This is a genomic window from Enterobacter sp. MEB024 (assembly GCF_030209635.1).
Classification (GTDB): Bacteria; Pseudomonadota; Gammaproteobacteria; order Enterobacterales; family Enterobacteriaceae; genus Enterobacter; species Enterobacter ludwigii.
In genome coordinates, this window is sequence record NZ_JARVRQ010000016.1 from 59209 (window position 1) to 85206 (window position 25998).

The window sequence follows — 25998 nt, forward strand, 5'->3', positions numbered from 1 at the left end:
TCTGTAAACACTGTGTGAAGCGTTGAAGGGGGCATTAATTCATAGCTGGTTATTATAATTTAAAAAAATATAACTTGTTGTATTTATTGTATTTTTAGTTGTTTGTAAATTGCGGTGTTTTATCATTTGCCATGAATAAATATTTAGCAGGGGACTTTTTATAGGATGGCGTTAAACGCTATTGTTTATGCCGGCTTAATGTGCGTTTAAGTTAGGGTAACGTTTTTGATATAACATATATTATGTTGGTAATTAATTAAAAATATATTCTTGTGCGGTGCCGGGATTCTGCTACTGAGAGAAAAATAATAACTAACAGGGAGTAAAGATAAAATATCCCGCTCAACATTTAATGGGGATACGACGTCAACATGATTCTGAGATAAAAAGAGGGGCCCGGGAATGAATAAAATGCATCGCTCACGCGTTTACTGACGTCATTCCCATTCACCCTGGAGCCTTTTATGAACACGACCTCTGTGCGTTTGATCCCGGTGCTGATTTTTTCCCTGTTGTCTCCTCTCGCGCTGGCGATGGGCGATAATAGTACCGAGAGTAAAACTCCCGACTGTCCGTCCGGACAGGTGTATGACAGTGCAACTCAGAAATGTGTGCCCGATAAGAGCAGCAGCCTTAGCGATCAGGACAAAACCAACTATGCCTATCACCTTGCTAAAAAAGGCGAGTACCAGGCGGCGCTGAACCTTCTTGATTCGCTAAAAAATAACAACACGGCTGAAGCATGGAACTATCGCGGGTATGCCACCCGCAAACTGGGTCGTACGGATGAAGGTATCGGTTACTACCAGCGTGCGCTGGCTATCGCCCCGGATTATGCCAAAGCCCGTGAATACCTGGGCGAGGCGTGGATGGTCAAGGGACGTCCGGATCTGGCCAAAGAGCAACTGAAAGTGATTGCCGGTATTTGCGGCCAGTCCTGTGAAGAGTACCGTGACCTGCAGGCTGCCATTAACGGACATCCGGAATCCTGATTTTCTCGTGGAGGGAAAACACATCGCTACCCGTGAGGTTCGCCAACAGTTAGCCGCACACCTCTCACGTCTCTGGCGTTATGGGCTGGTGTTGTCGCGAAACAGGGATGTCGCCGAAGAGCTGGTTCAGTCCACCTGCGTCCGCGCGCTTGAAAAAAGCAGTCAGTACATGCCCGGTACGCGTATCGACAGGTGGCTGTTTGCGATATTGCACTCCATCTGGATCTCTGAGCTTCGGGCACGCCATGTTCGTCAGGGGCAGGGGTTTGTCGCCAGCGACGAGCTTCTGGCGCCGGATACCCGTGAACAGGATGAGACGCACCTGCATTACCTGAAGGTGATGCAGCGTGTCAACATACTTCCGGAAGCCCAGCGCAACACGGTTTTTTTGGTGTATGTCGAAGGTTTTACCTATCAGGAAGCCGCGAACACCCTGGCGGTGCCGATCGGTACCGTAATGAGCCGACTGGCGACGGCACGGGCAACGCTGGCAGCGTCTGCCGATGCCTTGCCCCCGGTTAAGGAGAAACGCTCTTGAACGCGCACCGTTTTACAGCGCCCTATAACGATGAGGCTATCGTGGCATGGATAGATGGCGAGATGTGTCATGCCGACGCGCAAAAATTTGAAGAACAGTTGAGACGTGACGAGCGCCTCTCCGGGCGGACCGCCGAGTTAATGAAAAGCAATGCGGATTACCCCGGCGCGTTTGCCGCTATGCTGGATGATGCTCCTCTGGAGAAAATGCAGGCCCGGCTGGCGGAACTGCCCGATCCGAAGCCCGCTACCCCGGCTGGCGTAAGCCGGCGCGCACTCATTGCCGCGTCGGTCAGTTTCCTGGTGGTCGGTTCCGGCGTGGGATATGGGTTGCGACCCGCTTTCGCACCTACTGATGAAAACGCCCATATTCGTGACCTCGAGGCGCAATACATGTCGCTTTACAGCGTAGAGACATTGCTGGATATGGACAGCGCGCCGCATGTTCTGCAGCGTGGGCTGGAACGGGCAGCGCAGGATATCGGCCTGCAACTTCAGGCGTCACAGCTTATCCTGCATGGAGCAGAACTTAAAATGGTCCGCATACTGCGCTATGAAACCACCTCTATCGCGCAAATAGCCTGGATAAATGCCGACTATGGCCCGATGGCGCTGTGCATCTCCCCGACAGAGCAGACAACGACAGCCGCTCAACAGGAACAGCGGCACGACATGAACCTGGTGTGGTGGCAGAAAGCGGGATATCAGTTTGTGCTGATCGGCCGCAACCCGCTCCCACAGTTGCGGGGCAGTGCAGAGCAGCTGCAAAGCCTGATTTCAGGATGACGGGATACCGTTAGCCTGAATCGCAATGGTGATGGCAATCCTGTCATCAACGACCAGCGCAAATTTATCCATGCCGTAGGCCGCGCGCGAAATGGTCGTTGTCGCATCCAGCGTGAGGACCGGCGCGTGCGGATCTTTCACGACGGCGTCCAGAATGACCGGGCGGGCAATGTCGCGTACGGTCAATGTTCCGAACACCCTGAACGTTCCTGAACCCTGAGCGACCACGCGTGAGCTGATAAATTCGATAACAGGATAACGTTCAGATTCAAAAAACATGTCGCTTTTCAGTTGCCAGGTGAGCAGGCTGTTTGAGGCAACCAGGGTGGCCACGGGAAGGGTGACATGAATATGGTCATCGATATCCTTCTCCGGGTTAAGCGTTACGGAACCCGTGACGCCACTGAATCTGGCCCAGGAGAGGATCCCCCCGAAGGCGTGCCAGGATAACCGTATGGCGGTGTTTTCAGTATCAATGGTATAGCTCTGCGGGGCGGTCTGCGCCAGCGGACAGAGCAACACGAACAGAATAACCAGGCGTCGCAACATCTCAGGATCTCTTTAGGGGTGGCAAGGCGTTAACGCGCAACCCCGGGGATCTATTCGGCTTTAGGCGTCAGGACGTCTTAATAATATCCACCGAGATCTCGACGGCGGTTACCGGACCCCGGTTTTCCAGCCAATGGACCGTGTTGTGATCTTCCGGCCAGCCGACACCGGGACCGTAATCAGTCGCAATACCGTGACGATGATCGGTGATGGTTCCTTCAAGGATAAATACGGTGCCGGGTCTGTCGATATGATTATGCACCGGACCAAAGACCGCGCCGGGAGCGAGAGTGACTCTGCGCATGCGAAGCTGGCGCCCGGCCATGCCCGCTATTTCCGGACCCAGATCGACGACGGAGAGTAATTCAACGGTAACGCCCTGGGTTTCAGGTGCGGTGTGTTCGCTGTTCATGATGGAGTCCCCCTGAGTCAAGTTTAGTCTGCAGGGAGCAGGGCAGGAGGGAATAAAAAAGGCCGCGTCTGCGGCCTCTCGAAGGGATTACTCAGTGACTTTCTTTTCCAGCTCGCTGGCACCTTCTTTGGTTTTATTCCAGCCTTTCTCAGCACCTTCTTTGGTGGCATCCCACCCTTTCTCGGTACCTTCTTTGGTTTTATGCCAGGCTTTCTGGGAATCTTCGCTGACCTTGCTGCTTAAGTTTTCGGTTTTACCCTCTGCAGCATGCTTCTGTTTCAGCTTCAGCTCTTCGCCTTTATTCTGCTCTTCGTGCAGTTTTTGCTTCGCGTCGTTGGCGTTTGCCTTCGCCGCAGCGACGGTATCGTCAGTTGCATGTGTGGTCGCAGCAAATACTGGGGAAGCCAGCAGAACGGCAGATAATGCGATAATTGTTTTTTTCATAATATCCTCATTTAACGTTATCGGTTATGAGCGTGATTCAGCATGGCACAGACGAAGCGGCGTGGCTTTAGGAAAAAACTGTAATGTTATTTTGGCGTTATACCGTGAAGCGTATTTAGTTACGCAGAGGAATTAATTATTTTCAGGTTCAATGCCGTGTACCAGGGGCATGCATATCCCTATTACTGGTGGCTTTTGGCCATGAGTAAAGTTAATTAACTCACTGAGCTTCGCAAAATATATTTTGACTCTCCCCGCTTGTTGGGGAGAGTTCGCAGAACAGTTTCACGCTGTCGTTCCTGGAATAGCCTGAAAAAGGCCCGCCAAAGCGTCGGGAGGTGTAAATATCGCGTTTTTGTCCCTGAGGGTCGATTGTTGTCAGTGTCCAGCTACTCAGGCGATCTTGCGGTCCGATGGGTATAAAAACATGCCAGTCTCCCTGCGGTACGAAAGAAAAATACCCGTTATTATCCGTTTGTGTCGTGGCAATGTGTCGGTCGAATTCCACTAACGAAACGGTTACCCGGGGCAGCGGTTTTCCTGCGTTATTCAATGTGCCCTCAATACGAGGGGAGGGATAATCATGGTAAACGCAGCCGCTGAGCAATAACGTGAGAGCCACGATAGCCTGGCTTGCGATGCGGTTTGAGGACGCTGTCATGGGTGCGAATCCTTTTGCGTTGAGGTGTTTTTCGGTGGCGTGAATGCAGTATACGCGGGTGGTGTAATTCCGGAACTATAGATTCTGTTAAGGATGTTGATTTACTGAGTTTTTCCAGACTTATGCCTGGATAAATTGAGCGTGTGAATAGACACTGGCACCTCCAGGAGAATGTAGCTTTACGAGCTACATAATAAGAGGTCTTGTCGGTGCCTTTACAATGTTAACGTACAGACGTTGCGCTTTGCAGAAAGTCGCATCAACGAACTTTCTCTGGCGCAGGAGTGGCTGAAATCATTATGTATTTTTAGGCAAGCCTCTCGTTTTACCCCCTTGGGGTCTGAACTAAAAGGAAGCCTTAAGCACGGGGAGTCGACGGTATTGACTGTCCAGAGAAAATTACCAATGAATCTGAAATTGATACTATCTACTGTAACGGATAATACCTCAAAACTTCCCGTAGAATACTCATTACCCAAACGGACGATTTCTTTAACGCCATCCTTAACATCGATAAGAGCAATTGTCAGTGACTCCTCGAAAATAATGTCATCCGTTAAAAAAAGATATAGCGATGATCATTAACCTGAACAGCTGCTACCAGTATTTGCCCTGGTGCAATAATGTCTGTGCTATTGCCATTGATCACTACGTTAGGCTGCGCCTGGGATAAATCTGTCGCTTCCTGACCCTTTACCAGAGATATTGAATTAACCTGTTGCATAATCAATTCCACACACTACCCATCTCCCATACTGCAAGAGCACCGCTGACAAAACCACCAATAAGTACACAAACAGGTGCATCTGGCCCACACATCAATCCCGCCATTACGCAGTCTGCGGCGTTAATCGCTATTTGCCGCCCCGATTCTGAGACCTTATTCTCAGCGGTATAAATTTCGTAAACAGAAATTGCAATCGAGGGCACGACGAGCCCTTTTCCTAAACGCGAGAGCTACATCAATTTTTCTGGATTAAGCTGGTTGCCCTCGGACAACGACAGACACAAAAAAGCCCGCAGGGCTTGCGCCGTGCGGGCTCTCAGGACTTCATCGGATGACTCTGGTAATCACCGATGGAGAATTTTGGTGGGCTGGCGGAGTCTGAATTGGTTTTTTAATCCATTGAATTTACTTTGGTAACTACTAGTTCAACTTTTTGCTGGTGCCTATTTGGGTGCCTAAAAGTTTTTTCTCCCTTTGATGAGAAAAATGAGACGAGATAGTGACTGTGCGTGATGATATCTAGTTGGGTCGTCACACTGAAAAACAGACTTGACCTGCTCACCGTTGAGTAACAGAGAACAACTTAAGTTGACCCTCAACTGTTGTGACAACGACTGTGATTTCTTCTCCTCGCTTAGAGCGGACCAACCCACCTCAACTCTGGCCGCTATGTGCCAATAACGGACGTTGTTAAGCTCATGCAGTATGGATTCACGAAGAACATACGTTATTTTTTGTCCTGATTGACTCGGAATGAAAGCTCCTGATGGCTCTCTTTTCGCTCGCTGTAACGATCTGCAAGATAACCGGTTTGTCCCTTAAGCAGCACTGTGATTTTAAACAGCGCCTCGGCTACATCGACGGAACTAAATGTTTCTCGACTATTCTCTAAGGCAACTTGCGGCCTATACAAAAAAGAGCCGGGTTATACCCGGCTTTTTTTAGCTGATTTCAAAATCTTTTAATTCCCCACCTTCAGCAATCAGATTTGAGATCCGCTTCGGCATTCGCCCCTGACCTGACCATGTTTTTGACTCTCCAGTTTCGTCAGTATATCGATACTTCGCCGGGCGGGGGGAGCGCGTCCTTTTAGACTTACCCGGAGAGCCAATAGCAGCCATAAGTTCGGAGGGGTCGATACCCTCATCAAGCATCATCTGACGAAGTGTTTCCAGTTTATCGCGGCGCTGACTTTCATTTGCAAGACGTAATGTCTCTTCTTCTCGTCGTTCTATAAGAATAATTTTAAACTTTTCCAGAATATCTTCCAGCACATCTAATGACATTTCACGAGTCTGAGAGCGTAAGGTACGGATATTGTTTAACTGTGTAAGAGCATCTGACATAAAGAGACCTTTAAAAATTTTTTCGTTGTTCAGCAAATACCAATATCGACGGTTGCTCATCAACCCGATTTCTCTTACTGAGCATTTTAATCCGATTGGTACATATTGTTATTAACGAGGTTTAGACTACTGATATAAATCTCTTATCGCAAGACAAAATCAAGAAGAATGTGCAAGAACTAAATTCTAACCCCTACGAAATGTCCATGCATTTTTAAAGGTACTTAAAACGATGATGCCAGGAGTCATCCGAAGAGCCTTTTTATACCCTCATAACTTATTGCTTCAGTCATACCTGATGAGTTTTAAATCAGGAGAGACATTTAGTGAATTAGCGCCGCCGCTTAGTAAGTTTTTTCACAAATGGCAAGATGGCACACAGGGGATAGACACCTGTATTTTTTTCAAATGTAAAAAAAAAGCCTGCTGTTAGCAGGCCATAAATTTTTTTAACTCATTTTTTGTTCGATTCTGATAAATAGGGTAAGCATGCAATTAAACGTGAATCAGAGAGCATAACAAAAATGCTATAAATATTTCCTGGCCGCATCAAATATCTCCTGTGACGTTAACTCCCTGTCAGTAGCCACGTAAACAATGCCATGATCGCCAGTTAAGGAAGGAAAACCTGCAGACATAATCCGAAGATGTGTATCTTCACCGTTTGGATATTCCTGCCTGATAGAGGATATACCTTCCAGAACGGTCATGACTTTACAGGATTCAGCATTAAAGAAAACAAGGACTTTAATCATATTCTATTACCCTGTTCTCTTGTGGGTGTTAACTGGCAGATGCCATTAAGGTCAAAGCCATTACGCACTTCTTATTTAACTTGCGGTTAGCTTGTGCTTTTAAAATTTTTATGCATTAGTCCTGCACTTCATAACATCGGTCAGCGCACTCATAATTGTGAAAAGTATGCTGATCAGATATTAAGAATAAACGATTTTCCACTGATTTAAGTTATGGGTCTGTCTACTCAGGGATAATCCTTCATCGTTATCGCAAACCCACATTGATTTATTTATCGCAAAGTATTACGTTTGCAGCAGCAGGACCTTTGTCTCCGATCTGAATGGCGAATTCAACTTTCTGTCCTTCAAATAAAGTTTTAAAGTTGTCGACATTAAGCTTAGGAAAATGGACAACGATATCTTTGCTGCCATCAAGAGGAGAGATGAAGCCAAAACCTTTGTCTTCGTTAAACCATTTTACCAGGCCTGTAATTCTATAGGTCATACTGACTCCAGTTATGCATCATTGTATTGATAGTAAACGTATGGACTCAAAAAGAGGGGATATCAACGATAGCGCCTGGTAATGAGAACTGCCCGGAAAATATCTAACTTTCATTAGTGCATCGAACTGATGGGATTCATTAAGGCACAAGGAATCGTTATAAGAAAATTATATTTTAGCCGTCCAGAGGTCCTGTTGGGAAAATAAAAATGGCTGAATGCCATTTTCAATGTATAGTCTTTACGAGTTTTTAATAAGGAATTGACTTGTCCCATAAAATGACAGGAATTGTCAAAAGCTTTGACATTCTTAGTGGTAAAGGCCTCATCATCCCATCTGATGGAAGAAAAGACGTTCTGCTTCACATTTCATCCGTTAACTCCCGCGAATCAGAATTACTCATCCGTGGAAGGCGCATAGAATTTTGCCGGATAAACGGTCTCAGGGGGCCTGTGGCTGCGAACATTTATCTTTCCTGATTTTCAGTGTGTCAAAATAGATAGATTAAAACTTAACCACATGTGGTACGGTGAAGCTCATTCATTGAAAGGTTAATGGTTATGTCTGTTATCAATTACGCAATGAAATTCTTCAGCAGTGCGTCTACTGCCACAGCTGCCTGTCCTGTTTGTGGCTTAAAATCAGTACAACCGTTGTCAAAAATCCGGCTCAACCAGACCATGCTTTGCCCCGGATGTAAGGCTCTGTTTATCTCCCGACGCTAGCTCGACCAAAACCGCAGAACAGAGCTCATGTCCTATACTTATGTTAGATTCCGGCAGCTGTTAAATCCCTGATGCCTGACGCCCATCCTGAGAGAACGTTTCTGAACTGATTTCGCAACTGCTCCTGCGCGCTAACGTCGCATCAGAGCAATGCTATGAAAATGATCCCCAGAGCGTGGTTTAACCGCTCCCGTATACTGATGAATGCTGCCGAAAACATAACGTTTTCGGCGAACGATCCTGCCGGTGAAAGCTCGCCGCGGTCAGAACTCTTTTCGACCGTCCAGATGGAACGCTACGGCCAGAAGCTGGCGCGGACTCATAAAGTATCACCGGATAAGCATCCTTATTATCTTCTGAAACGGCTTGGCGACAATGAGGCCGTCATTACCCAAAACTGCTATGAGCTTAACGCGGGTAAAAAGACTAGTATCATGCCCGCTGGTGAATGGCTGCTGGACAATTATTATCTGATTGAGGAACAAATCCGCACTGTCCGCCAGCATCTGCCGAAAAGCTTTGGCAAAGGTCTTCCGTCGCTGGTATCGCCGCTGAATTGCCCACGAATTTATCATATTGCATCAGAGGCTATTGCTCACGGCGATGGCCGCTGGGATGCCGCCAGCCTGACCAGCTATCTCACTGCCTATCAACAGGTGACGCCGCTGACGCTGGGTGAAGTCTGGGCGTTACCGGGAATGCTGCGCCTGGCGCTGATTGAAAATCTTCGTCGTATCAGTATGGAAGTGATAAAAGCGCAGCAAGACAGAAACCTTGCCGATACGTGGATAACAAGGATTGTCGAATGCGCAGAGAGTGCGCCTGGTGATTTAATCATGGTGGTTGCCGATATGGCGCGCTCCCGGCCTCCGTTAACCAGTGCGTTTGTCGCAGAGCTGGTGCGGCGCCTGCAGGGGCATGGCAACGCGCTGTCGTTACCTCTGACCTGGGTTGATCAGTGCCTTCGGGAACAGGGGATCACCACTGACGTTCTCATACATAGTTTCAATCAGCAGCTTGCCGCCAGCCAGCTGTCCGTAAGTAACAGCATTGCGGGCCTGCGATTATTGAGTGAAACGGACTGGGCTGATTTCGCCGAAACGATAAGCGTTGTCGAACAGACATTACGCAATGATCCTGCCGGCATCTATCCCCGGATGCACTTCAATACCCGGGATCATTACCGGCACGTAGTGGAGGTTCTGGCCAGAGACAGCGGTCTCAGCGAGCCTGAGGTTGCAGAGAAAGTGCTGGCGTTTTCAGAGGAAAAAGCGCCCGATACACCGGAACATCATGTTGGTTATTATCTTGCGGGCGAAGGTCGACAGGCGCTGGATATTCATCTCCTGGCAGACGCCTCAAGGCTCCTACGCTTGCGGCACAGTTTCAACAGAATAACCCTGCTGTCATGGATTGGAAGCCTGACGCTGCTGACAACCGCAGCGACCGCAGCAATATTGCACGAAACCGCCATGCAGGGCACAGACTGGCTGTTGATCGCGGTGATATTGCCTCTGATTATCGCTTTGACTCAGTTAATGAGCGATTTACTCAGTGATGCAACCACCCGTTTTCGCGTTCCTCGACCCTTGCCGGGGATGGATTTTTCAGCCGGGATTCCCGCTGACAGTGCCACCATGTTAGTCATTCCCTGCATGTTGACCAGCCACGAAAGTTTCAGCCAGCTCCTCACCAGTCTTGAAGTCTGCTGGTTAGGGAATGAAAACGAAAATCTCAGGTTCGCGCTGCTCACTGATTTTGCTGATTCTGAAAATGAACCCTCGCCGGAAAGTCACGCGCTGCTCAGACAGGCTATCGCCGATACGCAGGCGCTTAATCGCCGCTACCCCTCCGGCCGACCACGTTTTTATCTGTTACATCGCCAGCCTGAATGGAACCCCTCGGAAGGAGCGTGGATGGGCTATGAACGCAAGCGGGGAAAACTGGCGTTACTGAACAGCTGGTTGCGCCATCCCGGAACGCAATTCGTCAGCGTTGCAGAGATGCCTGCCCACCTTTTACCGGGTCACATAAAATACGTCATTACCCTGGACAGCGATACGGTGCTCCCGCGCGATACGGCACACAAACTCGTCGCGACGATGGCGCATCCGCTGAATACGCCTGAGTATGATCCGGTACGCCAGAGGGTTGTCAAAGGATTCGGTATTTTACAGCCCGGTCTTGCGGAGGAGATACCACGCAACGGTCAGGGGCGTTACGCAGCCCTGCGCAGCAGCGTACCGGGCAATAACCCTTATTCGATGATGTCTTCGGATATCTATCAGGATCTCTTTGGGGAAGGCTCGTTTGTGGGCAAAGGGATTTACGATGTTGATATTTTTATGCAGGCCACTACCAACATCTGCCCAGAAAATCTGGTACTCAGCCACGATCTGCTTGAAGGATGCTATGCACGTTCGGGTCTGCTGAGCGAGGTATTACTGTACGAACAGTATCCTAATAATTATCTGTCGGATGTTGCACGACGTTCACGCTGGATCCGGGGTGACTGGCAACTACTTAACTGGCTGAAACCACGCGTCAGAAAAGCCGATGGAACCCGGGGCAGGAATCCGCTGACCGCGCTTTCTTACTGGAAATTACTCGATAATCTACGTCGCAGTCTGGTCGCCCCCTCCTTACTGGTATTGCTGTTCTTCACTCTGCTTTGGGTACCCAATCCGGTTTACTGGCTGGGCATACTGTTGCTGATATGGCTGTTGCCAACCATCCTCTGCATTAGCCACGACCTTCTGCATAAACCTCTGCGTCGCCGCGTGAAGCCGCATCTGTTACTGGTGGGGGCGGGCGCGCTAAAGCGTCTGTCAGGTATCAGCCTTAATTTTGCGATACTGCCGCACGAAGCCGGATATTCGCTGAAAGCGATCGCCGTGACGCTATGGCGACTGGGGATAAACAGGCGTCACCTCAGCCAGTGGGTCAGCCACAGCCAGGACAGCAGTCAGGCCAGACCCACTGTTGCACGTTTTTATCAGGCGATGTGGCTGAACGTTGCCGGTGGCGTGGCGCTGACAATACTGACCGGACAATTTGCCCCACAGCTGCTGGGGATTGCGTTACCGATCGGTTTGGTATGGTGTGTGGCACCACTGCTGATGAGCTGGCTGAGTCGCCAGCCCGTGCGTAAGGTTTTTTCGCCTAACCAGGAACAAAAACAGCTGTTACGCCAGACAAGCCGTGAAATCTGGGCTTTTTTTGAAACATTTGCCACAGCAAAAGAGAACTGGCTTCCGCCTGATAATTATCAGGAAATACCACAACCGACGGTGGCACACCGAACTTCTCCTACCAATATTGGTCTTTCACTTATGGCTAACCTGACGGCATGGGACTTTGGCTACCTGCCTGGCGGAGAGGTGCTCCGGCGCGTGTCGCTCACGCTCGACACGATGGATAAAATGGAGCACTACCGGGGCCATCTCTACAACTGGTATGACACCCGTACGCTGGTCCCCCTAAGTCCACGCTATATCTCCAGCGTCGACAGCGGCAATATGGCCGGGCATTTATTGACCCTGCGTGCAGGTCTGTCCGCCATGCGTCATCAGCCTGTTTTAAGCAACCAACAGATACTGGCAGGACTGAACGATACGCTGGATATTCTGGAAAAACAGTGGGGTAAGAACCCACCTGACAGCCTGAGACTGCTGCGCAAGCATTGCCTGAACGCGGTGTCGCTCTCTCCGCAGGCGCTTTTCAGCGAACTGAAAAGCATGCGCACCCAGTGCAACCATCTGACCAGCGCATGTCATCAGGGATCTCCTCTTCAGATGCGCTGGGCTGGACATCTGGAGCATCAACTGGTTCAGCTTTGCCATGAGTGGTCTCTGTTGCTTGGCTGGTTGCCTGCATCCTGGAATGAACAGACGCTGCCGACGCTGAGCGAGCTTGCCCGTCCGACATTAACCGGTACAGGAATGGCTCCGGCGTCAGTGGCGGAGCAGGCCCGAATGCGACTCAATATTATCACCGAGCTGGAACAGCGGCTGGATGAGCATGCCCGGATGGATTTCGCCTTTCTGTACAGTGAAGCAACCAGTCTGCTCAGCGTCGGTTATAACTGTGACACCAATATGCCTGACAAGAGCCACTACGATCTCCTGCCGTCTGAAATCCGCCTGACCAGTTTTCTTGCCATTGCGACTAATCAGCTGCCTCTTAAAAGCTGGTACGCGCTGGGTCGATTGTTTACCACGATTGATAATGAAACTGCCCTGATGTCATGGAGCGGATCCATGTTTGAATATCTGATGCCGAATCTAGTGATGCCCACCTGGCCCGGCAGCTTGCTCGATGAAATGAGTCAGTCGGCGGTTATGCGCCAGATTCACTGGGGGAAAGAACGCGGGGTACCATGGGGTGTTTCAGAGTCTGGCTATCATGCTTTTGATGTTCAGCATAATTATCAGTATCAGGCATTTGGCGTACCGGGGCTCGGTCTGCGCAGGGGACTTGCCGATGACATGGTTGTTGCTCCTTACGCCACGCTGCTGGCCCTGATGGTTTCCCCACAGAGAGCCTGTGAGAACCTGTTCAGGCTGCAAAAAAATGGTGCACGCGGAGAATACGGTTTTTATGAAGCGCTGGACTATACCCCCTCACGTCTTGCAACCGGTCAGCTCTATGCGGTGGTACAGTCCTGGATGGCGCATCACCAGGGTATGGCATTTCAGGCGCTGGCTCATGTGCTGCTTGACGCCCCCATGACTGAACGCTTTATGTCCAGCACGGTATTCCGGTCAGCGAGTCTGCTGTTACAGGAGCGCGTGCCGGATGCGGTCGATCTGTACAGTCCGCGCCGTCATTTTGAATCTCATGAGGGCAGGGTCAAACCCGTCCGCTATGAACCCCGTATTTTCTATAGCGTGGATACTCCCGCCCCGGATATTCAACTGCTGTCCAACGGCCATTATCATCTGATGTTGACTGCGGGGGGCGGTGGTTACAGTCGCTGGAAGGATATTGCACTAACGCGCTGGCGCAGTGATACCACCCGTGATAACTGGGGAGCATTCTGCTACATCCGCGATACCCAGACGGGAGATGTGTGGAGCAATACCTGGCAACCGACAGGCTACACCAGCGGACAAGACGAGGAAGTGTTGTTCACCGATGCGGGGGCAGAATTCAGATGCAGCTTCGGGGGACTCAGCGTCAAAACTCAGGTGGTGATCTCTCCGGAGGATGATGTTGAATTGCGACGGCTCACACTGATTCATCGTGGTCGCAAGCCTCGCTCTCTGGAGCTGACAACCTATGCTGAAGTGGTACTGGCACCTGATGCCAGCGATCTGGCACACCCGGCATTCAGCAATTTGTTTATTCAGACTGAGCTGGCTCCTGAGCGTGACGCTATTCTTTGCCACCGGCGCCCGCGCTCACCGGATGAACCGGGCCCTTGCCTGTTTCACATGATGGTGGTGCATGGCGATAACCGACATAACGTGTCGTTTGAAACGGACAGGGCAAGGTTTATTGGACGTGGCAGAAACCCTGAGAATGCCCAGGCAATAGAGACGGGAGGGATGCTAAGCAACACGTCGGGCTCGGTGCTGGATCCGATACTGGCAATTCGCAACGCCATCATTCTGCAGCCGGGGCAGCCGGTTACGATTGATATCATTTATGGCATCAGCGAGACCCGTCAGCAGAGCCTGGCGTTGCTGGAGAAATATCGCGATTACCCTATCGCCGATCGCGTCTTTGAACTGGCCTGGTCTCACAGTCTGGTGGTATTGCGCCAGATGAACGCCAGTGAAGATGATGCCACGTTGTTCAATTGTCTCGCCAGCGCTGTGCTTTACCCTGTCCAGGAGCTGCGCGCCGAAGGACAGGCGATCGGCCGCAACCGGCGTGGCCAGTCCGGACTGTGGGGCTGGGCAATTTCAGGGGATCTGCCGATAGTGCTGCTGAGTATAACCAGCGAGGAAAGTATCACCTCAGTGACCACACTGATTCAGGCACATCGTTACTGGAGACAGAAAGGGTTGAATGTTGATTTGGTTATCCTGAATAACAGCCCCGGCGGCTACCAGCAGGGATTACAAAATCAGATTATGGAGTTAATTTATGCCGGGTCTGAAGCCAGTCTGCTGGATAAAAAGGGCGGGCTTTTTGTCCGCAACGGTGAGCATCTCTCCGCTGAGGATAAGTTGCTTTTGATGAGCGTGGCCTGTCTTTATCTTGATGACCGCGCAGGGGGTATTATTGAGCAGCTTAACCAGCGTATTCATACCCTGAAATCGCCGGCAAGGGCATTCATTCCGCGTGCTGTGCGCGAGCGTAATCAACATACGGACTGGAGCCCTGATACCAGTCAGTTATGCCATTTCAATGGGTACGGTGGATTTTCTCAGGATGGGCGGGAGTATCAGATCGTCCTTCGGGAAAATGCGCTTACACCGGCTCCCTGGTCGAACATACTGGCAAATTCCCGTTTTGGCAGCGTGATCTCAGAGGCAGGGCAGGCCTATACCTGGTATGAGAATGCCCATGAATACCGGTTGACGCCGTGGGAGAACGATCCGGTGAGCGATCGCAGCGGCGAGGCATTTTACCTGCGCGATGAAGAGAGCGGGGAGTGCTGGTCGCCGACGGCTTTACCTGTTCGCGGACACGGTGATTACCTGACCCGCCATGGTTTTGGCTACAGCGTTTTTGCCCATCGTGAGAGTGGTATAGACAGCGAGTTGACGGTCCTGGTTGCTGAAGAAGATCCGGTTAAACTGGTGCTCCTGACGCTCAGTAACTCTTCGGGACGGACACGTCAACTTTCCGTCACAGGCTATGTAGAGTGGACGCTCGGAGAAACACGAACGCGCTCAGCCCCTCACATTGTGACACATGTGGCCAGAACGCCCGCCGGCTGCGGGGTGCTTGCGAATAACTTTTATGGTGATAATGGTGGCGGCCGAACTGCATTTTTTGCCGTCAGCGGTAATGACTGTTCTCTGACAGGGGACCGCCGGGAGTTTATTGGCCGTAATGGTTCCCTTCACGCCCCTTCGGCCATGAAACTGCAAAAGCTTTCTGGTAAGACGGGGGCCGGTCTGGATCCCTGCGGAGCGGTGCAATCGGCGGTTACATTAATTGACGGGGACCAGAGGACGTTTATTTTTATCCTCGGCGCAGAGGAGAATGATGTTTGTGCTCAGGAGACGCTGGCCCGCTACATGAACGAGGATACGGTCCGCCAGGAGCTGAACCGGATTCATAATCACTGGCACAATGTGCTCGATAAAATCGTAGTTAACACCCCCGACACGTCCGTAAATTTACTGGTTAATGGCTGGCTGTTGTATCAGACGGTCGCCTGCCGTCTTATGGCCCGGAGTGGCTACTATCAGTCTGGCGGTGCATTTGGTTTTCGCGATCAGCTGCAGGATACGCTGGCTCTGAGCCACGCTGCTCCGAACCGGATGCGTGAACAGATAATACTCTGTGCATCACGGCAGTTTATCGAGGGAGATGTGCAGCACTGGTGGCACCCGCCACACGGCAACGGTGTGCGTACCCGCTGTTCCGATGACTATCTTTGGCTGCCGCTTGCTGTTTGCCACTATGTTGAAACGACGGGGGATATGGATGCACTGGAAATACGCATTCCTTATCTGGAGGGACGCTCGCTTCAGCCTGGTGAAGAGTCTGTCTATGACACGCCGGTCATCAGCGGCACCGAAGAGACACTCTGGTTACACTGCGTCAAAGCTATTCACTATGGACTTCGCTTCGGGGAGCATGGCCTGCCGCTGATGGGGGCTGGTGACTGGAATGACGGGATGAACCGGGTGGGTATCGAAGGCAAAGGTGAAAGCGTCTGGCTGGGCTTCTTCCTGTACGACATTTTGCAGCGGTTTGCAGCGCTGGCGGAGCGCAGGCTGGATGAAAGCGTCGCCGCGATGTGCCGTTCACAGGCTCTGCGCCTGCAAAGTAATCTCGAAGCCCACGCCTGGGATGGGGAATGGTACCGCCGCGGGTATTTTGACGATGGTACTCCCCTGGGATCGAAAACCTCACAGGACTGCCGGATTGATGCGATTGCGCAGAGCTGGTCTGTATTGTCCGGCGCCGCGAGCCCGGGACGGTGCGCAAAGGCCATGCAGGCGCTGGATAAGCACCTTGTGGATAACGAAGGAGGGCTGATCAAACTGTTAACGCCTCCTTTCGACGGACACGGTCCAAATCCGGGCTACATACAGGGGTACCTGCCCGGCGTGCGGGAAAACGGAGGGCAGTATACGCATGGCGCCATCTGGGCAGTGATGGCCTTTGCCCGAATGGGGAATGCCGAACGCGCCTGGCAACTCTGGTCAATGCTCAGCCCTATAAATCATACCCTGAATGCGGACTCTGTCGGGATTTATAAAGCTGAGCCTTATGTCATGAGTGCTGATGTCTACAGCGTCGCTCCCCATATCGGACGTGCAGGGTGGAGCTGGTATACCGGTTCCGCAGGCTGGGCCTGGCGTTTACTTACCGAGGAATTACTGGGGATAAAACGTTCCGGCACTGACTTTAGTGTTCATGCCAGGTTACCGGATGAGTGGTCGTCTTTTTCTATGGCATATCAATATGGTGAAAGCCATTATCAGATTAGTGTTTCACGCGGCGATGCAGAATATTGCGTGACGCTGGATGGTGTTCTCCTCCCTGATGACAGAATACCGCTGAAGGATGATGGACAAAACCACACGGTTGAGATCATTCAGAACTGACACTGATCCCGGAGGTGCGTTAACGTCTGCCGTTAATGCGCTGATTATCCCTGAGAACATTAATCGCAGTCTGCATGGCGATTTTGTCATCCCGCCTTTTTTGTTTGTCCTGCATGACCTGAAGGTATTCCAGCAAGGTGCGGGTATTAATCGGTCGGCCCTGTTTACCCACAGCCAGCACGGCTTCGCCAAGAATAATTTTCACAGGCGGTAGTTGTGCCGGATACCAGTCAAGGGTGTCTTCTGATTTCATCTTAAATTTCTCACGGAAGGGTAGTATACCATAAATGAGACGTTCAATTTTCAATATCTGATATCCTGATTCAGACACAACTTAACATAACTCATGCCAGCTATTTTTATATTAAAGCGTATAATAACTACTATATTCCTCAGAGAATTATTTATGTCTTATACAAATGGGCTCAGGTATTTTAAAGAAAGACCGGTTCATGTTGCCTGCCCGGTATGCGCGCACAGAGCCGATCAGAAAGCAGGTAAACTAAGAAAAGATGCGGTTCTTGAGTGCCCTGCCTGCGGACTGTTGTTCAGACCTTCAGAATGCTGGTGTATCGGCGGCTGATCAGCTTCTGCCACTTAACGTCAGTGATGTCGGAAAATGACAACGTTCCTCCTGTACTGCAGTTGTCGAGGGTATGATAATGAAATCTAAAAAATCTGTTTTTATTGAAGGACATATCCTGTCAAACAGCTGTCACGGGCAGGCCGGTCAACCTTTCTGTATTCACCGGGTCAGGTTTAGTAATGGTAAATATGCGATTATCCGGGTGGCATCCGGGATATGTTTCAAACCAGGCGAAATTATTCAACGAAACGATTGTGAGTGGTTTTATAAACTTACCAAAATTCGCCTTCTTTCTTTTGAGTACCTTGATGATGATGAATCAAGAAGACAATTTCTTGAGTATCAATGATAAAATCATGGATTTATAATAGAATAACTTTGCTGGCTTACAATTCATTCCTGACTCTTTAAATTCTTTACCAGTCATTGCAAAATTATTTTTTCTGAATTTAGATGAATTTAAATTGCCTCAAACAAAATGTATCGCCAAAGACGAATTGCCTCATTGTTTTCCTTTTGCGTTATAACCTTCATTAGCATTAAGGAAATTTATGGCACAGACTTTTACTCATAATTTACTTCATCCTCGCCACTGGCTTACCTGGTCTGGTTTGGGTCTGCTGTGGCTTCTCGTTCAACTTCCTTACCCGGTTTTACATATTCTGGGTTCTGGCCTTGGAAAAATATCCAGACCCTTTCTGAAACGTCGGGAAGGAATTACGATTAGAAATATCGAACTGTGCTTTCCCGAGATGACACCGTTTGCCCGGAGTCAGATGGTCAATAAAAACTTTGTTTCTCTCGGGCTGGGACTGATGGAAACAGGAATGGCTTGGTTCTGGAGCGATGCGAGAGTCAAAAAATGGTTTGATGTCGAAGGGCTTGAAAACCTGACCGGTGCGACAAGAGGAGTAATGGTTGTCGGGATTCATTTTATGTCCCTTGAGTTGTGTGGAAGAGTAATGGGGTTATGCCATCCTATGATGGCAACGTATCGCCCACACAATGATCCATTAATGGAATGGGTACAGACAAAAGGGCGTATGCGTTCAAATAAGGCTATGATTAATCGACGTAATTTATCAGGTTTTGTTCATGCGCTAAAAGCAGGTGAAGCCGTTTGGTTTGCACCAGACCAGGATTATGGGTCTAAAGGAAGCGTTTTTGCACCTTTTTTCTCGGTAAAAAAAGCAGCCACGACGAACGGAACGTATGCTCTGTCAAAACTAGCTGGTGCACACTTGATCACACTTAGCATGATTCGACGTAGCGATAAAAAAGGTTATCACATGTATATCAGCAATCCGTTGTCAGGCTATCCAGGGGAAGACAAGGTCGCCGCAGCAGCTTATATGAACAAGATCATCGAGCGTGAAATTCTCCGTGCCCCTGAGCAATACCTGTGGATGCATCGCAGGTTCAAAACGCGTCCTGAAGGCGAAGTCTCTTTATACAAATGAACCACTCTGCTTGTCATGAGCCAGAATCTATCTTTCTTGCCACTGCGTATTTGTAAAAAATTCGATAAGGAATTTCCGATCGGATTCATGTTAACGATGGCTTAACTGACAACCAAGGTTAATCAATTGAACCGGTTCGGATTTGAAGGTCCGTTTTTCGCTCATAGCAGCCATTCAAAGCGTTAATAATTTTTGTAGATTTTCTATTCCACATAATGTCGGTTATCGGGAATGGCTTGACTATCCAACAGGTAGTGCATTCTTTCCAGTTCAACAAACTGGTCGTACCGATAAAGAGAGCAGGAACACGGATGGCGTGTAAAGCAGAGTGAAAAAGATGATCGATTAAACCGATCGATTTTATAAAATTGATCTGCAAAATGAATTATCCTGCCCGCTAGTGCCTGTGCTAAATTCCCAACAATTCATTTAACGTATTGTTTATTAATTTATTTCCTGTCTTCTGGTGGGCGCCCTTCTTTTGTCCTGCGGACACGGCATGGGAATGCGACAGCAGGTGATGGAATGAAAAGATGTGCCAGATGTAACAAGAAAAGAGGCGTTCTGGACCGGATTTTCGGGCTGGATAAAGAATTCTGCGATGACTGTCTGATGGTGGTTAACCAGGAAATCAGAGAAAAACGAGTGGCATCAACACCAGCACGAAAATCACCGGGATGCTCTTCCTGATAATGTTTCGTACCCGGCAGGTTATTGCCCATGATGGGGTGACAACTCTGAACCTTCCCTCTGTTTACATTCCCTTAGTGCAATGAAAATCAACATCGATATCAGCGTCATCATTCCTGCCTTCAATGCGGCTGACAGTATCGGGGTTCTGGTCCAGACACTGCTTGGCGAAACAACGCTCAGCACTGAAATCATTGTAGTGGATGACGGTTCAACCGACGAAACATGGACGCTACTCAGCGCCATTACAGATGAACGGCTTATTCTCATTCGTCAGGAAAATCAGGGCGTGTATGCTGCCCGTAATGCTGCACTGGCGATTCACCGTGGTGAATGGGTGGTGTTCCTGGATGCGGATGACCGGGTTGCGGCAGATTTTCTGCAGGAGCGGCTGCGCACAGCCCGCGAAGCGCAGGCCGATGTCGTCCTTTTCAATGCCCGGCATACAGACAGCGCCGGACATCTGCGGCATACCGTTCACTGCAGACAGCCTTACGGTCATACGCTGACGGGTCAGCAGTGGATACGCCATTGCGTCAGTCAGAGGGAATGGCCGCATTATCTGTGGCTGCAGATAATCCGTTCAGCGTATATTCGCGAGCATGACCTGCGATTCCAGGAAGGGAAAAGCCACAAGGACATTCTCTGGACGATACAGCTTGCCGCCGCAGATGGCCGATTTTATTTCTCTGACAGACAGGATTACCTGTGGGTGAATAACCCGGCGTCAATTACCCACCGCCCGGATTATTATGATATCCGCGCGTTCAGCTATTGCGACGTGATTGCAGATATTCTGACACTCAGTACACAGACGCAGTACCGATCTGTCAGACGAGCGCTGGTCAGGCATGCGCTGGTGGAAAGCCGCCATTTTCTGGGCCTGTACCGGCGCAGGGTGAATGACCGGTTGGCGGTCCGGGCGCGTTTTCGTGCGCGGATAGCCTTTCGCCATCTGGTACCCGGCGTGAGCAACCTGAGCGATGTCTTTTTCCTCCTGAAGCTGGTCCGCAATATTTATCTGCCTGGTGTCCGCAATACTCCCGCAGCCGTTTCGCAGGTGCGGCGTTAATCCATGGATATCGCAACGCTTCTGGCTCGGTCGTGGCAAACTGCGACAACGGGTGATGACTCCATTAGCTCCGCAAGGGATATCGTCGAACACTGGTATGATAAAGGCGGTGACCTCACCCGACGGACCCGACGGTTTATGCTGCGGGAATGCCTGTGGATAGCCGCACATTACCGGGACACTGAAACGGTACTCACCCGACAGTTTCGCCTGCTGACCGTGTTACTGTATCTGGGCGGTTATTTTCCGAAAGGAAATGCCGACGGCATGCTACCGGAGAAATGTTTCATTTTACTGAACGCCCCGGAATTAAGCCCCATCCTGACAGACGATACGGCCCCTGATGTTCTGGCGGCGTCCTGCCACACCCTCTTCTACCTCAGACGGATATCTCCGTTAAGGTGTTACCGCCATACGCGCTGTCTGAGCGAACATCTGTATCAGTTGATGGAGATCTGATAAAAGCGCCAGTCTTTGTACTGGTACCTGAGGGGCTGAACGCTGACGGTGTTGGCGTCAACGATCAGGGCTAACGTCATTATTTCCCTCCGCTGAATCTGCCACCTGTGATGTCAGTAACGGTTTTATATCCCTTACGGGTCATCAGCCCGGTACCCTTCCGGGCGCGGAGCATATCGATGCTGCCGATGAACGGAGACTGTTCTTTCACGCTGAAACCGTGACGGTCAGTACGTACTAGGTCGTACTTTTCCACGATAAAACTCACCGCGTCACACAGTGAGATGCCCGCATCAATGTGCTTCTGGATCACTCTGTCGTTGCCAAACGGTGTGTCGTTAAGCGTGAGTCCGTAATGTTGCTCCAGCAGATACTTCAGTAATTCTTGCCAGATTTCGACTGTTGACAGACGTGATGATGCCGCCCTTTGAGGGGGCAGGGATTGTATTTGCATGGTTTGCGCTCTTTGTTGGCTGGTTTGACGAAGGAAAAGCGTCCGGGGTTTATGCGGTTGTTGCAGATGTCGGATAAATTACGATGTACAGATAGCCACAGGAGCCGAGCGTATCGGCCTCACATATCAGCCCTTTTGCGTGGAGCGTGATGCAGCGCTGAATGTGGGGCGTGAGTTCGTTGCTGGTCAGCATGAGCTCCATCTGCTTCATCAGTAACGGAAATGCCTGGTCCAGATGGCGTAAATCTGCGTCATTAAATGTCCCAGTGATGCTGGCGCGGTCAGCAAGGTAATGCAGGCGGTTACCCTCCTGTACCAGCCGGGCACCAAAACATGGCGTGACGTTGCGTCTGAGGCCCCACCAATGTTCCGCGATGTTATGGTTGATTACGCAGGTTGCTTTCTGCATGTAAGTACTCCTTAACGGTGAGTTAATTCAGGGTAACGCTGCGCAGGATCACATACGGACCGTTGCGGTCCTGTCGGCGTTCAGCAAACACGGCCAATACCCCCCCGGATATCCTGCACTTCCCTGCCGTAGTAATGGCAGATACTTCCGAACCACTTATATTTCCCGGTACAGAAGCGAAACAGCCGGGACTCAGAATGCTGGCGGTATATCGCCATTGCCTGACGTTTACTGATGATTCTCATCATTATTCTCTCCCTAAAGCCAGCCACGCTCGGCAAACGAGACGATGTCCATGCCTCCCACGACCAGGTGGTCCAGCAGGCAGATATCCACGAGTTTAAGTGCCTGTTTCAGATGGTCAGTGAGCAGCCGGTCGGCATGGCCAGGTTCCGCATAACCTGACGGATGATTATGTGAAAGCACGATGGCAGCCGCGTTGTATTTCAGTGCGGCCTTTATCACTTCACGGGGATGTACCTGCGTATGGTTGATGGTGCCGGTGAAGAGCGTTTCATGGGCAATAAGACGATGCTGGTTATCGAGGAAGCGTGCCATGAAGACTTCACGCTCAAGCGTGGTGAGCTGCAGACGGAGCCAGTCGCGGACCGCCTGACTGGAGGTGAATGCCTCGCCGGGTTCGCGTAACTGGCGTTCCAGCAGGGTCAGTGCGCGTCTGATAGTGCGCTGTGCGACGGGAGATATTCCCCCGCGGTCAGGGGGACACGTGGTGGTATTCATTTGCTTTTCCTGTCTGTTGACGTATCCGGGACGGATGTGTTGTACAGTTTCACGGCAACGACGAACTCGTTGTGCAGGGATTCGAACCATGCCCAGATATGGAAGAGAGGGGTACCTGCCGGGAAATGCAGGAAGGGTTCGTCGGTCACAACCTCTCCGTCCTCATCCCTGACCGTTGTTTTCCCCAGCGCATCCCTCAGGGCATTAAGATGAGACAGTTCATACGGCATAGCGGGACGCTCAGTCGGTAATGCACATGATGGCGTTGCATTCCGGGTGATTGAGCGCATAGTCACGCAGACGCCAGTAATGTTCCGTCATGGCATCGCATTCTGTGCGGCATGCGTGATGACTGTAAGCGATAAGACAGACCGCAATCCCTGCAGCTTCGGCGCTCATGTCTGCGGCATTGCCATTCATGGCGTTAAACAGCGACCAGAAGGCATCGCTGTCCGTTTCCGGAGCCATGAAGGCTCCGCCGTTGCTGAGAGAATAAAAACTCCAGATACCGCCGCTGTAGTCAGCGCAGAACCGGTCCATCCACGCAAAGACCTGCGGTTCAAGGGTTATCCACTGCGGGATGTTGCCAAAGTGCTGCGGCCAGAATTCCACACGCTGTTCGTCCGCTACGGACATGGCTGTCAGTGCCGGTGCAGAACCGTCATCGCCAGCCTGCAGAGGTCGCTGATTGTTATCGTTAATATTAATTATGTCGGTCATGTTAATTTTCCTTATGCATGGAGATGTCGAATGAAGGTCTTGGGCCGGGGATTGATTTCTGTGGCGGGGCGCGGGTGATTACCGGTCCAACAGGTTCAGCATGTTCTCCGCCATCACCCAGAGCGCGCGGTTTAATTTAACGTCGCCATCAATCCCGTTTACTGCGCGTGTATGGGTGTGTTTACCCTGAGCGGTACGGCCACTTAGTCCGCCTTTCAGCAGGTTTTCCTGAATGCGCTGGTAGGTGGTCCACAGGTCATCTCTCTTGTCCTGCCAGCGGCGGGGTGCAAGAATTTGCGATTCAGTCACAGGCTGATACTCTTCCCCAAAACGGTATGTCAGCGCCGCTTTAGCCAGTGCATGCTGCGCGGGTGACGGGAGTTGCAGGGACTGCATGGCGTCGCGTTTCTCTTCCACCCGGTCAAAGACGCTGAGAACCTCATAGGCCCCCTCAATCACCTTCCCGACAACATCGCCCCTGTGCGGCACGCGGATCTCGCCAAACGACTGTCCGCAGACGAGCGAATTGGTGCAGACGCTTCTGAATATCCCTGGCAGCAACTGAAAACTCGATGCGCCATCGTGAGAATTCAGAATGATAATTTCCGGCACCTGCTGACCGTTTATCTGACCGGTACGACGCAGGCGCAGCATATGCTTTGTATGTTCCCGTCGGCTCTGGTCTCGCACTCGTGACTGACAGGCAAAGAATGGCTGGAACCCTTCGCGTTTAAGGTTCTCCAGCAGGGTGATTGTGGGTATGTAGGTGTACTTTTCGCTTCTGGAGTCGTGCTTGTCTTCCCCGAAGACGCTGGGGACATGCTGCATCAGTTCTTCGCGGGTTAAGGGACGGTCGCGGCGAATCTGGTTCACCCGACCAAAACGGCTGGCTAATCGCATGGTTGATTCCTCATCTGATTAATCTGAAGGCATAAAAGCAAAAGCCCCTGCTCCGTGAGGAGGCAGGGGATGGATGTGTTGTTCTCAATGAACGGATAGGGCGGGATTACAGCGTATCCAGAATCTTCAGTATCTGCGCCATCAGGGCGGTGATAAGTGCAGTGACCAGCAACGTGACCGCTTCCCGGGCTGTATCAATGCAGTCGTCATCGTAACCGGCCTGACGAAAGCGGATTTCAATATACTGCCGGGCATGATGTCCGCCGCACCAGGTCAGCGCCTGGCTCAGGGCGGTCACCAGCATTTTCAGAAAGGTCATAGGATTTACTCTGGACTGCGCAGCGGCAGCCCGTTGGTCATGTGGCATTTTTTAGGTTGGGAAACGTTAATCAGGGGCGGGGGACTCAGTGGTAAGTGTAACGCCATCCCCCCTTATCAGTAGTGACGACGACTTCTGAAGCCACGCAGTTATTATAAAAACTCACGCTGACGGACTGCCCGTAACGCAGGGTAGCAGGCAAAATAGTTTCTTTATTGCTGGAGTACAGATATTTCTGGTTGGCAATGCGACAGTTTCCCCGGTTCACGTCAATATTTTCGACTTTCACGGTGTTATCCAGTGCAGTGACCACGACCGTGACGTAGCGTGTTCCGGCAGGGTGAACCTGATTACTGGTCTCCACTTTGATGGATGGCGTTGGCTCTGCCAGCGCCAGGGCTGACAGTGCAAACAGTGCGGGCACCAGCATGTGTTTAAATTTCATAAACTGTTCCTTTTAAAAATAACGTAATCAACAGGTATTAAATTCAGATGCAGGCTAGAGTGCATCTTTACCCACGCAGCCGTGGGTCCCGAATACTGGCAATACCCTTGCTGCCCCAGCCAGCGTGAATGTGGCATCCTTAACACCGTCTCCGGTTACTGAGACCTGTTTGCCATTACGTAGCTGAGCCCAGGCCAGCGCCAGGTTATTACCGCCCACTCGACTGCCAGATTCGCTGATGTCGATGGGGGCTCCACCGTCGATACTGACCTGAAGGTTTTTATCTTCATCCATACTGACCTGATGCCCGCTGGCGTCAGTGAATATGACCGTGGCCGGTTGCGAGCCGTAATCCTCACAGGTCAGAGACAGTTGCGATTGACTTTCCCCATTGATAACAAACTCTGATACTCCCTGGCCCCAGCCCTGGGTCCAGGTGGTTTGATTACCGAAGGCCATTGCCACTGCCGGTACCAGCGCACAGGTCAGTAGTAAAGGGTGAATCATTTTTCTGTTCATTTTTGTGCACCTCTGGTTTTCGTAAAACGCTACCCGGAAAGGGTATCTGCATGTTTTTTAGTAGA

The 25998-nt window shown here is 50.7% G+C and carries 28 protein-coding genes and 2 pseudogenes; 11 read left to right on the forward strand and 19 right to left on the reverse strand.

Annotated features, from left to right (window positions below; genetic code table 11):
- Positions 1-464 precede the first annotated feature (464 nt).
- From QRN24_RS21905 to QRN24_RS21915, 3 genes are read left to right on the forward strand one after another with little or no spacing between them, the layout of a single operon-like run.
- The gene (locus tag QRN24_RS21905) at positions 465-992 is read left to right on the forward strand and encodes a tetratricopeptide repeat protein (RefSeq protein ID WP_032678808.1); all 528 of its coding nucleotides are present in this window, start codon (positions 465-467) and stop codon (positions 990-992) included.
- Positions 993-999: 7 nt separating this feature from the next.
- The gene (locus QRN24_RS21910) at positions 1000-1530 is read left to right on the forward strand and encodes a sigma-70 family RNA polymerase sigma factor (RefSeq protein WP_284943067.1); all 531 of its coding nucleotides are present in this window, start codon (positions 1000-1002) and stop codon (positions 1528-1530) included.
- A complete protein-coding gene (locus QRN24_RS21915) occupies positions 1527-2315 on the forward strand; it encodes an anti-sigma factor family protein (protein ID WP_063156765.1) in 789 nt (262 codons plus the stop codon). The genes QRN24_RS21910 and QRN24_RS21915 overlap by 4 nt, the downstream gene beginning before the upstream one ends.
- Here the strand turns inward: QRN24_RS21915 and QRN24_RS21920 are convergent.
- The 8 genes and pseudogenes from QRN24_RS21920 to QRN24_RS21955 form a co-directional block, all read right to left on the reverse strand.
- Positions 2307-2864: a YceI family protein gene (locus QRN24_RS21920; protein ID WP_284943068.1), complete on the reverse strand. Its 558-nt coding sequence runs from the start codon at positions 2862-2864 to the stop codon at positions 2307-2309. The two genes, QRN24_RS21915 and QRN24_RS21920, sit on opposite strands and share 9 nt — an antisense overlap.
- Positions 2865-2931: 67 nt before the next feature.
- The gene (locus QRN24_RS21925; protein ID WP_032680443.1) at positions 2932-3276 is read right to left on the reverse strand and encodes a cupin domain-containing protein; all 345 of its coding nucleotides are present in this window, start codon (positions 3274-3276) and stop codon (positions 2932-2934) included.
- A gap of 87 nt (positions 3277-3363) precedes the next feature.
- Positions 3364-3720: a KPN_00521 family repetitive protein gene (locus QRN24_RS21930; protein WP_020883896.1), complete on the reverse strand. Its 357-nt coding sequence runs from the start codon at positions 3718-3720 to the stop codon at positions 3364-3366.
- Between the two features lie 1217 nt (positions 3721-4937).
- Positions 4938-5105, reverse strand: a complete 168-nt coding sequence (locus QRN24_RS21935) for a hypothetical protein (RefSeq protein ID WP_229216832.1) — start codon at positions 5103-5105, stop codon at positions 4938-4940.
- A gap of 730 nt (positions 5106-5835) precedes the next feature.
- A pseudogene (locus tag QRN24_RS21940) lies at positions 5836-5997 on the reverse strand (arsenical resistance protein ArsH); the annotation flags it as partial.
- A gap of 52 nt (positions 5998-6049) precedes the next feature.
- Entirely contained in the window at positions 6050-6454 is a 405-nt protein-coding gene (locus QRN24_RS21945) for an H-NS family histone-like protein (protein ID WP_024195748.1), read from the reverse strand.
- A 527-nt stretch (positions 6455-6981) separates the two neighbouring features.
- Positions 6982-7209, reverse strand: a complete 228-nt coding sequence (locus QRN24_RS21950; protein ID WP_032681776.1) for a hypothetical protein — start codon at positions 7207-7209, stop codon at positions 6982-6984.
- A gap of 268 nt (positions 7210-7477) precedes the next feature.
- The gene (locus tag QRN24_RS21955) at positions 7478-7696 is read right to left on the reverse strand and encodes a cold shock domain-containing protein (protein ID WP_032681777.1); all 219 of its coding nucleotides are present in this window, start codon (positions 7694-7696) and stop codon (positions 7478-7480) included.
- A gap of 266 nt (positions 7697-7962) precedes the next feature.
- Between QRN24_RS21955 and cspF the strand changes: the two genes are divergently transcribed.
- The 3 genes from cspF to QRN24_RS21970 all read left to right on the forward strand — a co-directional run bounded on the left by cspF (position 7963) and on the right by QRN24_RS21970 (position 17159).
- Positions 7963-8175, forward strand: coding sequence for a cold shock-like protein CspF (gene cspF / locus QRN24_RS21960; RefSeq protein WP_071993114.1), 213 nt, complete (start codon positions 7963-7965; stop codon positions 8173-8175).
- Between the two features lie 81 nt (positions 8176-8256).
- Positions 8257-8421: a YnfU family zinc-binding protein gene (locus tag QRN24_RS21965; RefSeq protein ID WP_213076230.1), complete on the forward strand. Its 165-nt coding sequence runs from the start codon at positions 8257-8259 to the stop codon at positions 8419-8421.
- Between the two features lie 155 nt (positions 8422-8576).
- Positions 8577-17159: a GH36-type glycosyl hydrolase domain-containing protein gene (locus QRN24_RS21970; protein WP_032681779.1), complete on the forward strand. Its 8583-nt coding sequence runs from the start codon at positions 8577-8579 to the stop codon at positions 17157-17159.
- Between the two features lie 19 nt (positions 17160-17178).
- On the opposite strand, the gene QRN24_RS21975 is transcribed toward QRN24_RS21970, so the two are convergent.
- Positions 17179-17412, reverse strand: a complete 234-nt coding sequence (locus QRN24_RS21975; RefSeq protein ID WP_032682062.1) for a YnaE/YdfK family cold shock protein — start codon at positions 17410-17412, stop codon at positions 17179-17181.
- 153 nt (positions 17413-17565) lie between these two features.
- On the opposite strand from QRN24_RS21975, the gene QRN24_RS22750 reads away from it, so the two are divergent.
- The 5 genes from QRN24_RS22750 to QRN24_RS21995 all read left to right on the forward strand — a co-directional run bounded on the left by QRN24_RS22750 (position 17566) and on the right by QRN24_RS21995 (position 21426).
- Positions 17566-17742, forward strand: coding sequence for a YnfU family zinc-binding protein (locus QRN24_RS22750; protein ID WP_213076229.1), 177 nt, complete (start codon positions 17566-17568; stop codon positions 17740-17742).
- 79 nt (positions 17743-17821) lie between these two features.
- Positions 17822-18094: a hypothetical protein gene (locus tag QRN24_RS21980; RefSeq protein WP_016239704.1), complete on the forward strand. Its 273-nt coding sequence runs from the start codon at positions 17822-17824 to the stop codon at positions 18092-18094.
- Positions 18095-18296: 202 nt separating this feature from the next.
- The gene (gene lpxP, locus QRN24_RS21985) at positions 18297-19205 is read left to right on the forward strand and encodes a kdo(2)-lipid IV(A) palmitoleoyltransferase (RefSeq protein WP_016239703.1); all 909 of its coding nucleotides are present in this window, start codon (positions 18297-18299) and stop codon (positions 19203-19205) included.
- 772 nt (positions 19206-19977) lie between these two features.
- Complete coding sequence (locus tag QRN24_RS21990) at positions 19978-20967, forward strand: glycosyltransferase (RefSeq protein WP_163387550.1); 990 nt, start codon at positions 19978-19980, stop codon at positions 20965-20967.
- A 3-nt stretch (positions 20968-20970) separates the two neighbouring features.
- Positions 20971-21426 (forward strand): hypothetical protein, encoded by a 456-nt coding sequence (locus QRN24_RS21995; protein ID WP_224255597.1) that lies wholly within the window; start codon positions 20971-20973, stop codon positions 21424-21426.
- Positions 21427-21505: 79 nt separating this feature from the next.
- Here the strand turns inward: QRN24_RS21995 and QRN24_RS22000 are convergent, their stop codons facing one another.
- The 10 genes and pseudogenes from QRN24_RS22000 to QRN24_RS22045 form a co-directional block, all read right to left on the reverse strand.
- Positions 21506-21880, reverse strand: coding sequence for a TA system toxin CbtA family protein (locus tag QRN24_RS22000; protein ID WP_163387549.1), 375 nt, complete (start codon positions 21878-21880; stop codon positions 21506-21508).
- A 49-nt stretch (positions 21881-21929) separates the two neighbouring features.
- A complete protein-coding gene (locus tag QRN24_RS22005; RefSeq protein WP_163387548.1) occupies positions 21930-22289 on the reverse strand; it encodes a type IV toxin-antitoxin system YeeU family antitoxin in 360 nt (119 codons plus the stop codon).
- A 22-nt stretch (positions 22290-22311) separates the two neighbouring features.
- Positions 22312-22534: pseudogene (locus QRN24_RS22010) on the reverse strand (DUF987 domain-containing protein).
- 13 nt (positions 22535-22547) lie between these two features.
- Complete coding sequence (gene radC, locus QRN24_RS22015) at positions 22548-23030, reverse strand: RadC family protein (protein ID WP_163387547.1); 483 nt, start codon at positions 23028-23030, stop codon at positions 22548-22550.
- Positions 23027-23260: a hypothetical protein gene (locus QRN24_RS22020; RefSeq protein ID WP_163387546.1), complete on the reverse strand. Its 234-nt coding sequence runs from the start codon at positions 23258-23260 to the stop codon at positions 23027-23029. The genes radC and QRN24_RS22020 overlap by 4 nt, the downstream gene beginning before the upstream one ends.
- Before the next feature lie 10 nt (positions 23261-23270).
- Entirely contained in the window at positions 23271-23750 is a 480-nt protein-coding gene (locus tag QRN24_RS22025) for an antirestriction protein (RefSeq protein ID WP_064351562.1), read from the reverse strand.
- A 78-nt stretch (positions 23751-23828) separates the two neighbouring features.
- Positions 23829-24650, reverse strand: a complete 822-nt coding sequence (locus tag QRN24_RS22030) for a DUF932 domain-containing protein (RefSeq protein WP_163387545.1) — start codon at positions 24648-24650, stop codon at positions 23829-23831.
- A 106-nt stretch (positions 24651-24756) separates the two neighbouring features.
- Positions 24757-24969 carry a hypothetical protein gene (locus QRN24_RS22035; protein ID WP_032755286.1) on the reverse strand — a complete coding sequence of 71 codons (213 nt, stop codon included), beginning with the start codon at positions 24967-24969 and terminating at the stop codon, positions 24757-24759.
- Positions 24970-25054: 85 nt separating this feature from the next.
- The gene (locus QRN24_RS22040; RefSeq protein ID WP_004136901.1) at positions 25055-25414 is read right to left on the reverse strand and encodes a hypothetical protein; all 360 of its coding nucleotides are present in this window, start codon (positions 25412-25414) and stop codon (positions 25055-25057) included.
- A 54-nt stretch (positions 25415-25468) separates the two neighbouring features.
- Positions 25469-25933 (reverse strand): YfjT/YkfB family phage-associated protein, encoded by a 465-nt coding sequence (locus QRN24_RS22045; RefSeq protein WP_163387544.1) that lies wholly within the window; start codon positions 25931-25933, stop codon positions 25469-25471.
- Between the last annotated feature and the right edge of the window lie 65 nt (positions 25934-25998).

What these genes read in the sequence shown, in the direction of transcription:
- radC (WP_163387547.1), bottom strand. Translation starts at nt 23,030, where the DNA reads ATGAATACCACCACGTGTCCCCCTGACCGCGGGGGAATATCTCCCGTC.
- QRN24_RS22025 (WP_064351562.1), bottom strand. Translation starts at nt 23,750, where the DNA reads ATGACCGACATAATTAATATTAACGATAACAATCAGCGACCTCTGCAG.
- QRN24_RS22030 (WP_163387545.1), bottom strand. Translation starts at nt 24,650, where the DNA reads ATGCGATTAGCCAGCCGTTTTGGTCGGGTGAACCAGATTCGCCGCGAC.
- QRN24_RS21990 (WP_163387550.1), top strand. Translation starts at nt 19,978, where the DNA reads ATGAAAATCAACATCGATATCAGCGTCATCATTCCTGCCTTCAATGCG.
- lpxP (WP_016239703.1), top strand. Translation starts at nt 18,297, where the DNA reads ATGGCACAGACTTTTACTCATAATTTACTTCATCCTCGCCACTGGCTT.
- QRN24_RS22000 (WP_163387549.1), bottom strand. Translation starts at nt 21,880, where the DNA reads ATGCAAATACAATCCCTGCCCCCTCAAAGGGCGGCATCATCACGTCTG.
- QRN24_RS22020 (WP_163387546.1), bottom strand. Translation starts at nt 23,260, where the DNA reads ATGCCGTATGAACTGTCTCATCTTAATGCCCTGAGGGATGCGCTGGGG.
- QRN24_RS21930 (WP_020883896.1), bottom strand. Translation starts at nt 3,720, where the DNA reads ATGAAAAAAACAATTATCGCATTATCTGCCGTTCTGCTGGCTTCCCCA.
- QRN24_RS21920 (WP_284943068.1), bottom strand. Translation starts at nt 2,864, where the DNA reads ATGTTGCGACGCCTGGTTATTCTGTTCGTGTTGCTCTGTCCGCTGGCG.
- QRN24_RS22045 (WP_163387544.1), bottom strand. Translation starts at nt 25,933, where the DNA reads ATGAACAGAAAAATGATTCACCCTTTACTACTGACCTGTGCGCTGGTA.
- QRN24_RS22035 (WP_032755286.1), bottom strand. Translation starts at nt 24,969, where the DNA reads ATGACCTTTCTGAAAATGCTGGTGACCGCCCTGAGCCAGGCGCTGACC.
- QRN24_RS21980 (WP_016239704.1), top strand. Translation starts at nt 17,822, where the DNA reads ATGAAATCTAAAAAATCTGTTTTTATTGAAGGACATATCCTGTCAAAC.
- QRN24_RS21995 (WP_224255597.1), top strand. Translation starts at nt 20,971, where the DNA reads ATGGATATCGCAACGCTTCTGGCTCGGTCGTGGCAAACTGCGACAACG.
- QRN24_RS21955 (WP_032681777.1), bottom strand. Translation starts at nt 7,696, where the DNA reads ATGACCTATAGAATTACAGGCCTGGTAAAATGGTTTAACGAAGACAAA.
- QRN24_RS22750 (WP_213076229.1), top strand. Translation starts at nt 17,566, where the DNA reads ATGTCTTATACAAATGGGCTCAGGTATTTTAAAGAAAGACCGGTTCAT.
- QRN24_RS21925 (WP_032680443.1), bottom strand. Translation starts at nt 3,276, where the DNA reads ATGAACAGCGAACACACCGCACCTGAAACCCAGGGCGTTACCGTTGAA.
- QRN24_RS21905 (WP_032678808.1), top strand. Translation starts at nt 465, where the DNA reads ATGAACACGACCTCTGTGCGTTTGATCCCGGTGCTGATTTTTTCCCTG.
- QRN24_RS21965 (WP_213076230.1), top strand. Translation starts at nt 8,257, where the DNA reads ATGTCTGTTATCAATTACGCAATGAAATTCTTCAGCAGTGCGTCTACT.
- QRN24_RS21945 (WP_024195748.1), bottom strand. Translation starts at nt 6,454, where the DNA reads ATGTCAGATGCTCTTACACAGTTAAACAATATCCGTACCTTACGCTCT.
- QRN24_RS21950 (WP_032681776.1), bottom strand. Translation starts at nt 7,209, where the DNA reads ATGATTAAAGTCCTTGTTTTCTTTAATGCTGAATCCTGTAAAGTCATG.
- QRN24_RS22005 (WP_163387548.1), bottom strand. Translation starts at nt 22,289, where the DNA reads ATGCAGAAAGCAACCTGCGTAATCAACCATAACATCGCGGAACATTGG.
- QRN24_RS22040 (WP_004136901.1), bottom strand. Translation starts at nt 25,414, where the DNA reads ATGAAATTTAAACACATGCTGGTGCCCGCACTGTTTGCACTGTCAGCC.
- QRN24_RS21970 (WP_032681779.1), top strand. Translation starts at nt 8,577, where the DNA reads ATGAAAATGATCCCCAGAGCGTGGTTTAACCGCTCCCGTATACTGATG.
- QRN24_RS21975 (WP_032682062.1), bottom strand. Translation starts at nt 17,412, where the DNA reads ATGAAATCAGAAGACACCCTTGACTGGTATCCGGCACAACTACCGCCT.
- QRN24_RS21935 (WP_229216832.1), bottom strand. Translation starts at nt 5,105, where the DNA reads ATGCAACAGGTTAATTCAATATCTCTGGTAAAGGGTCAGGAAGCGACA.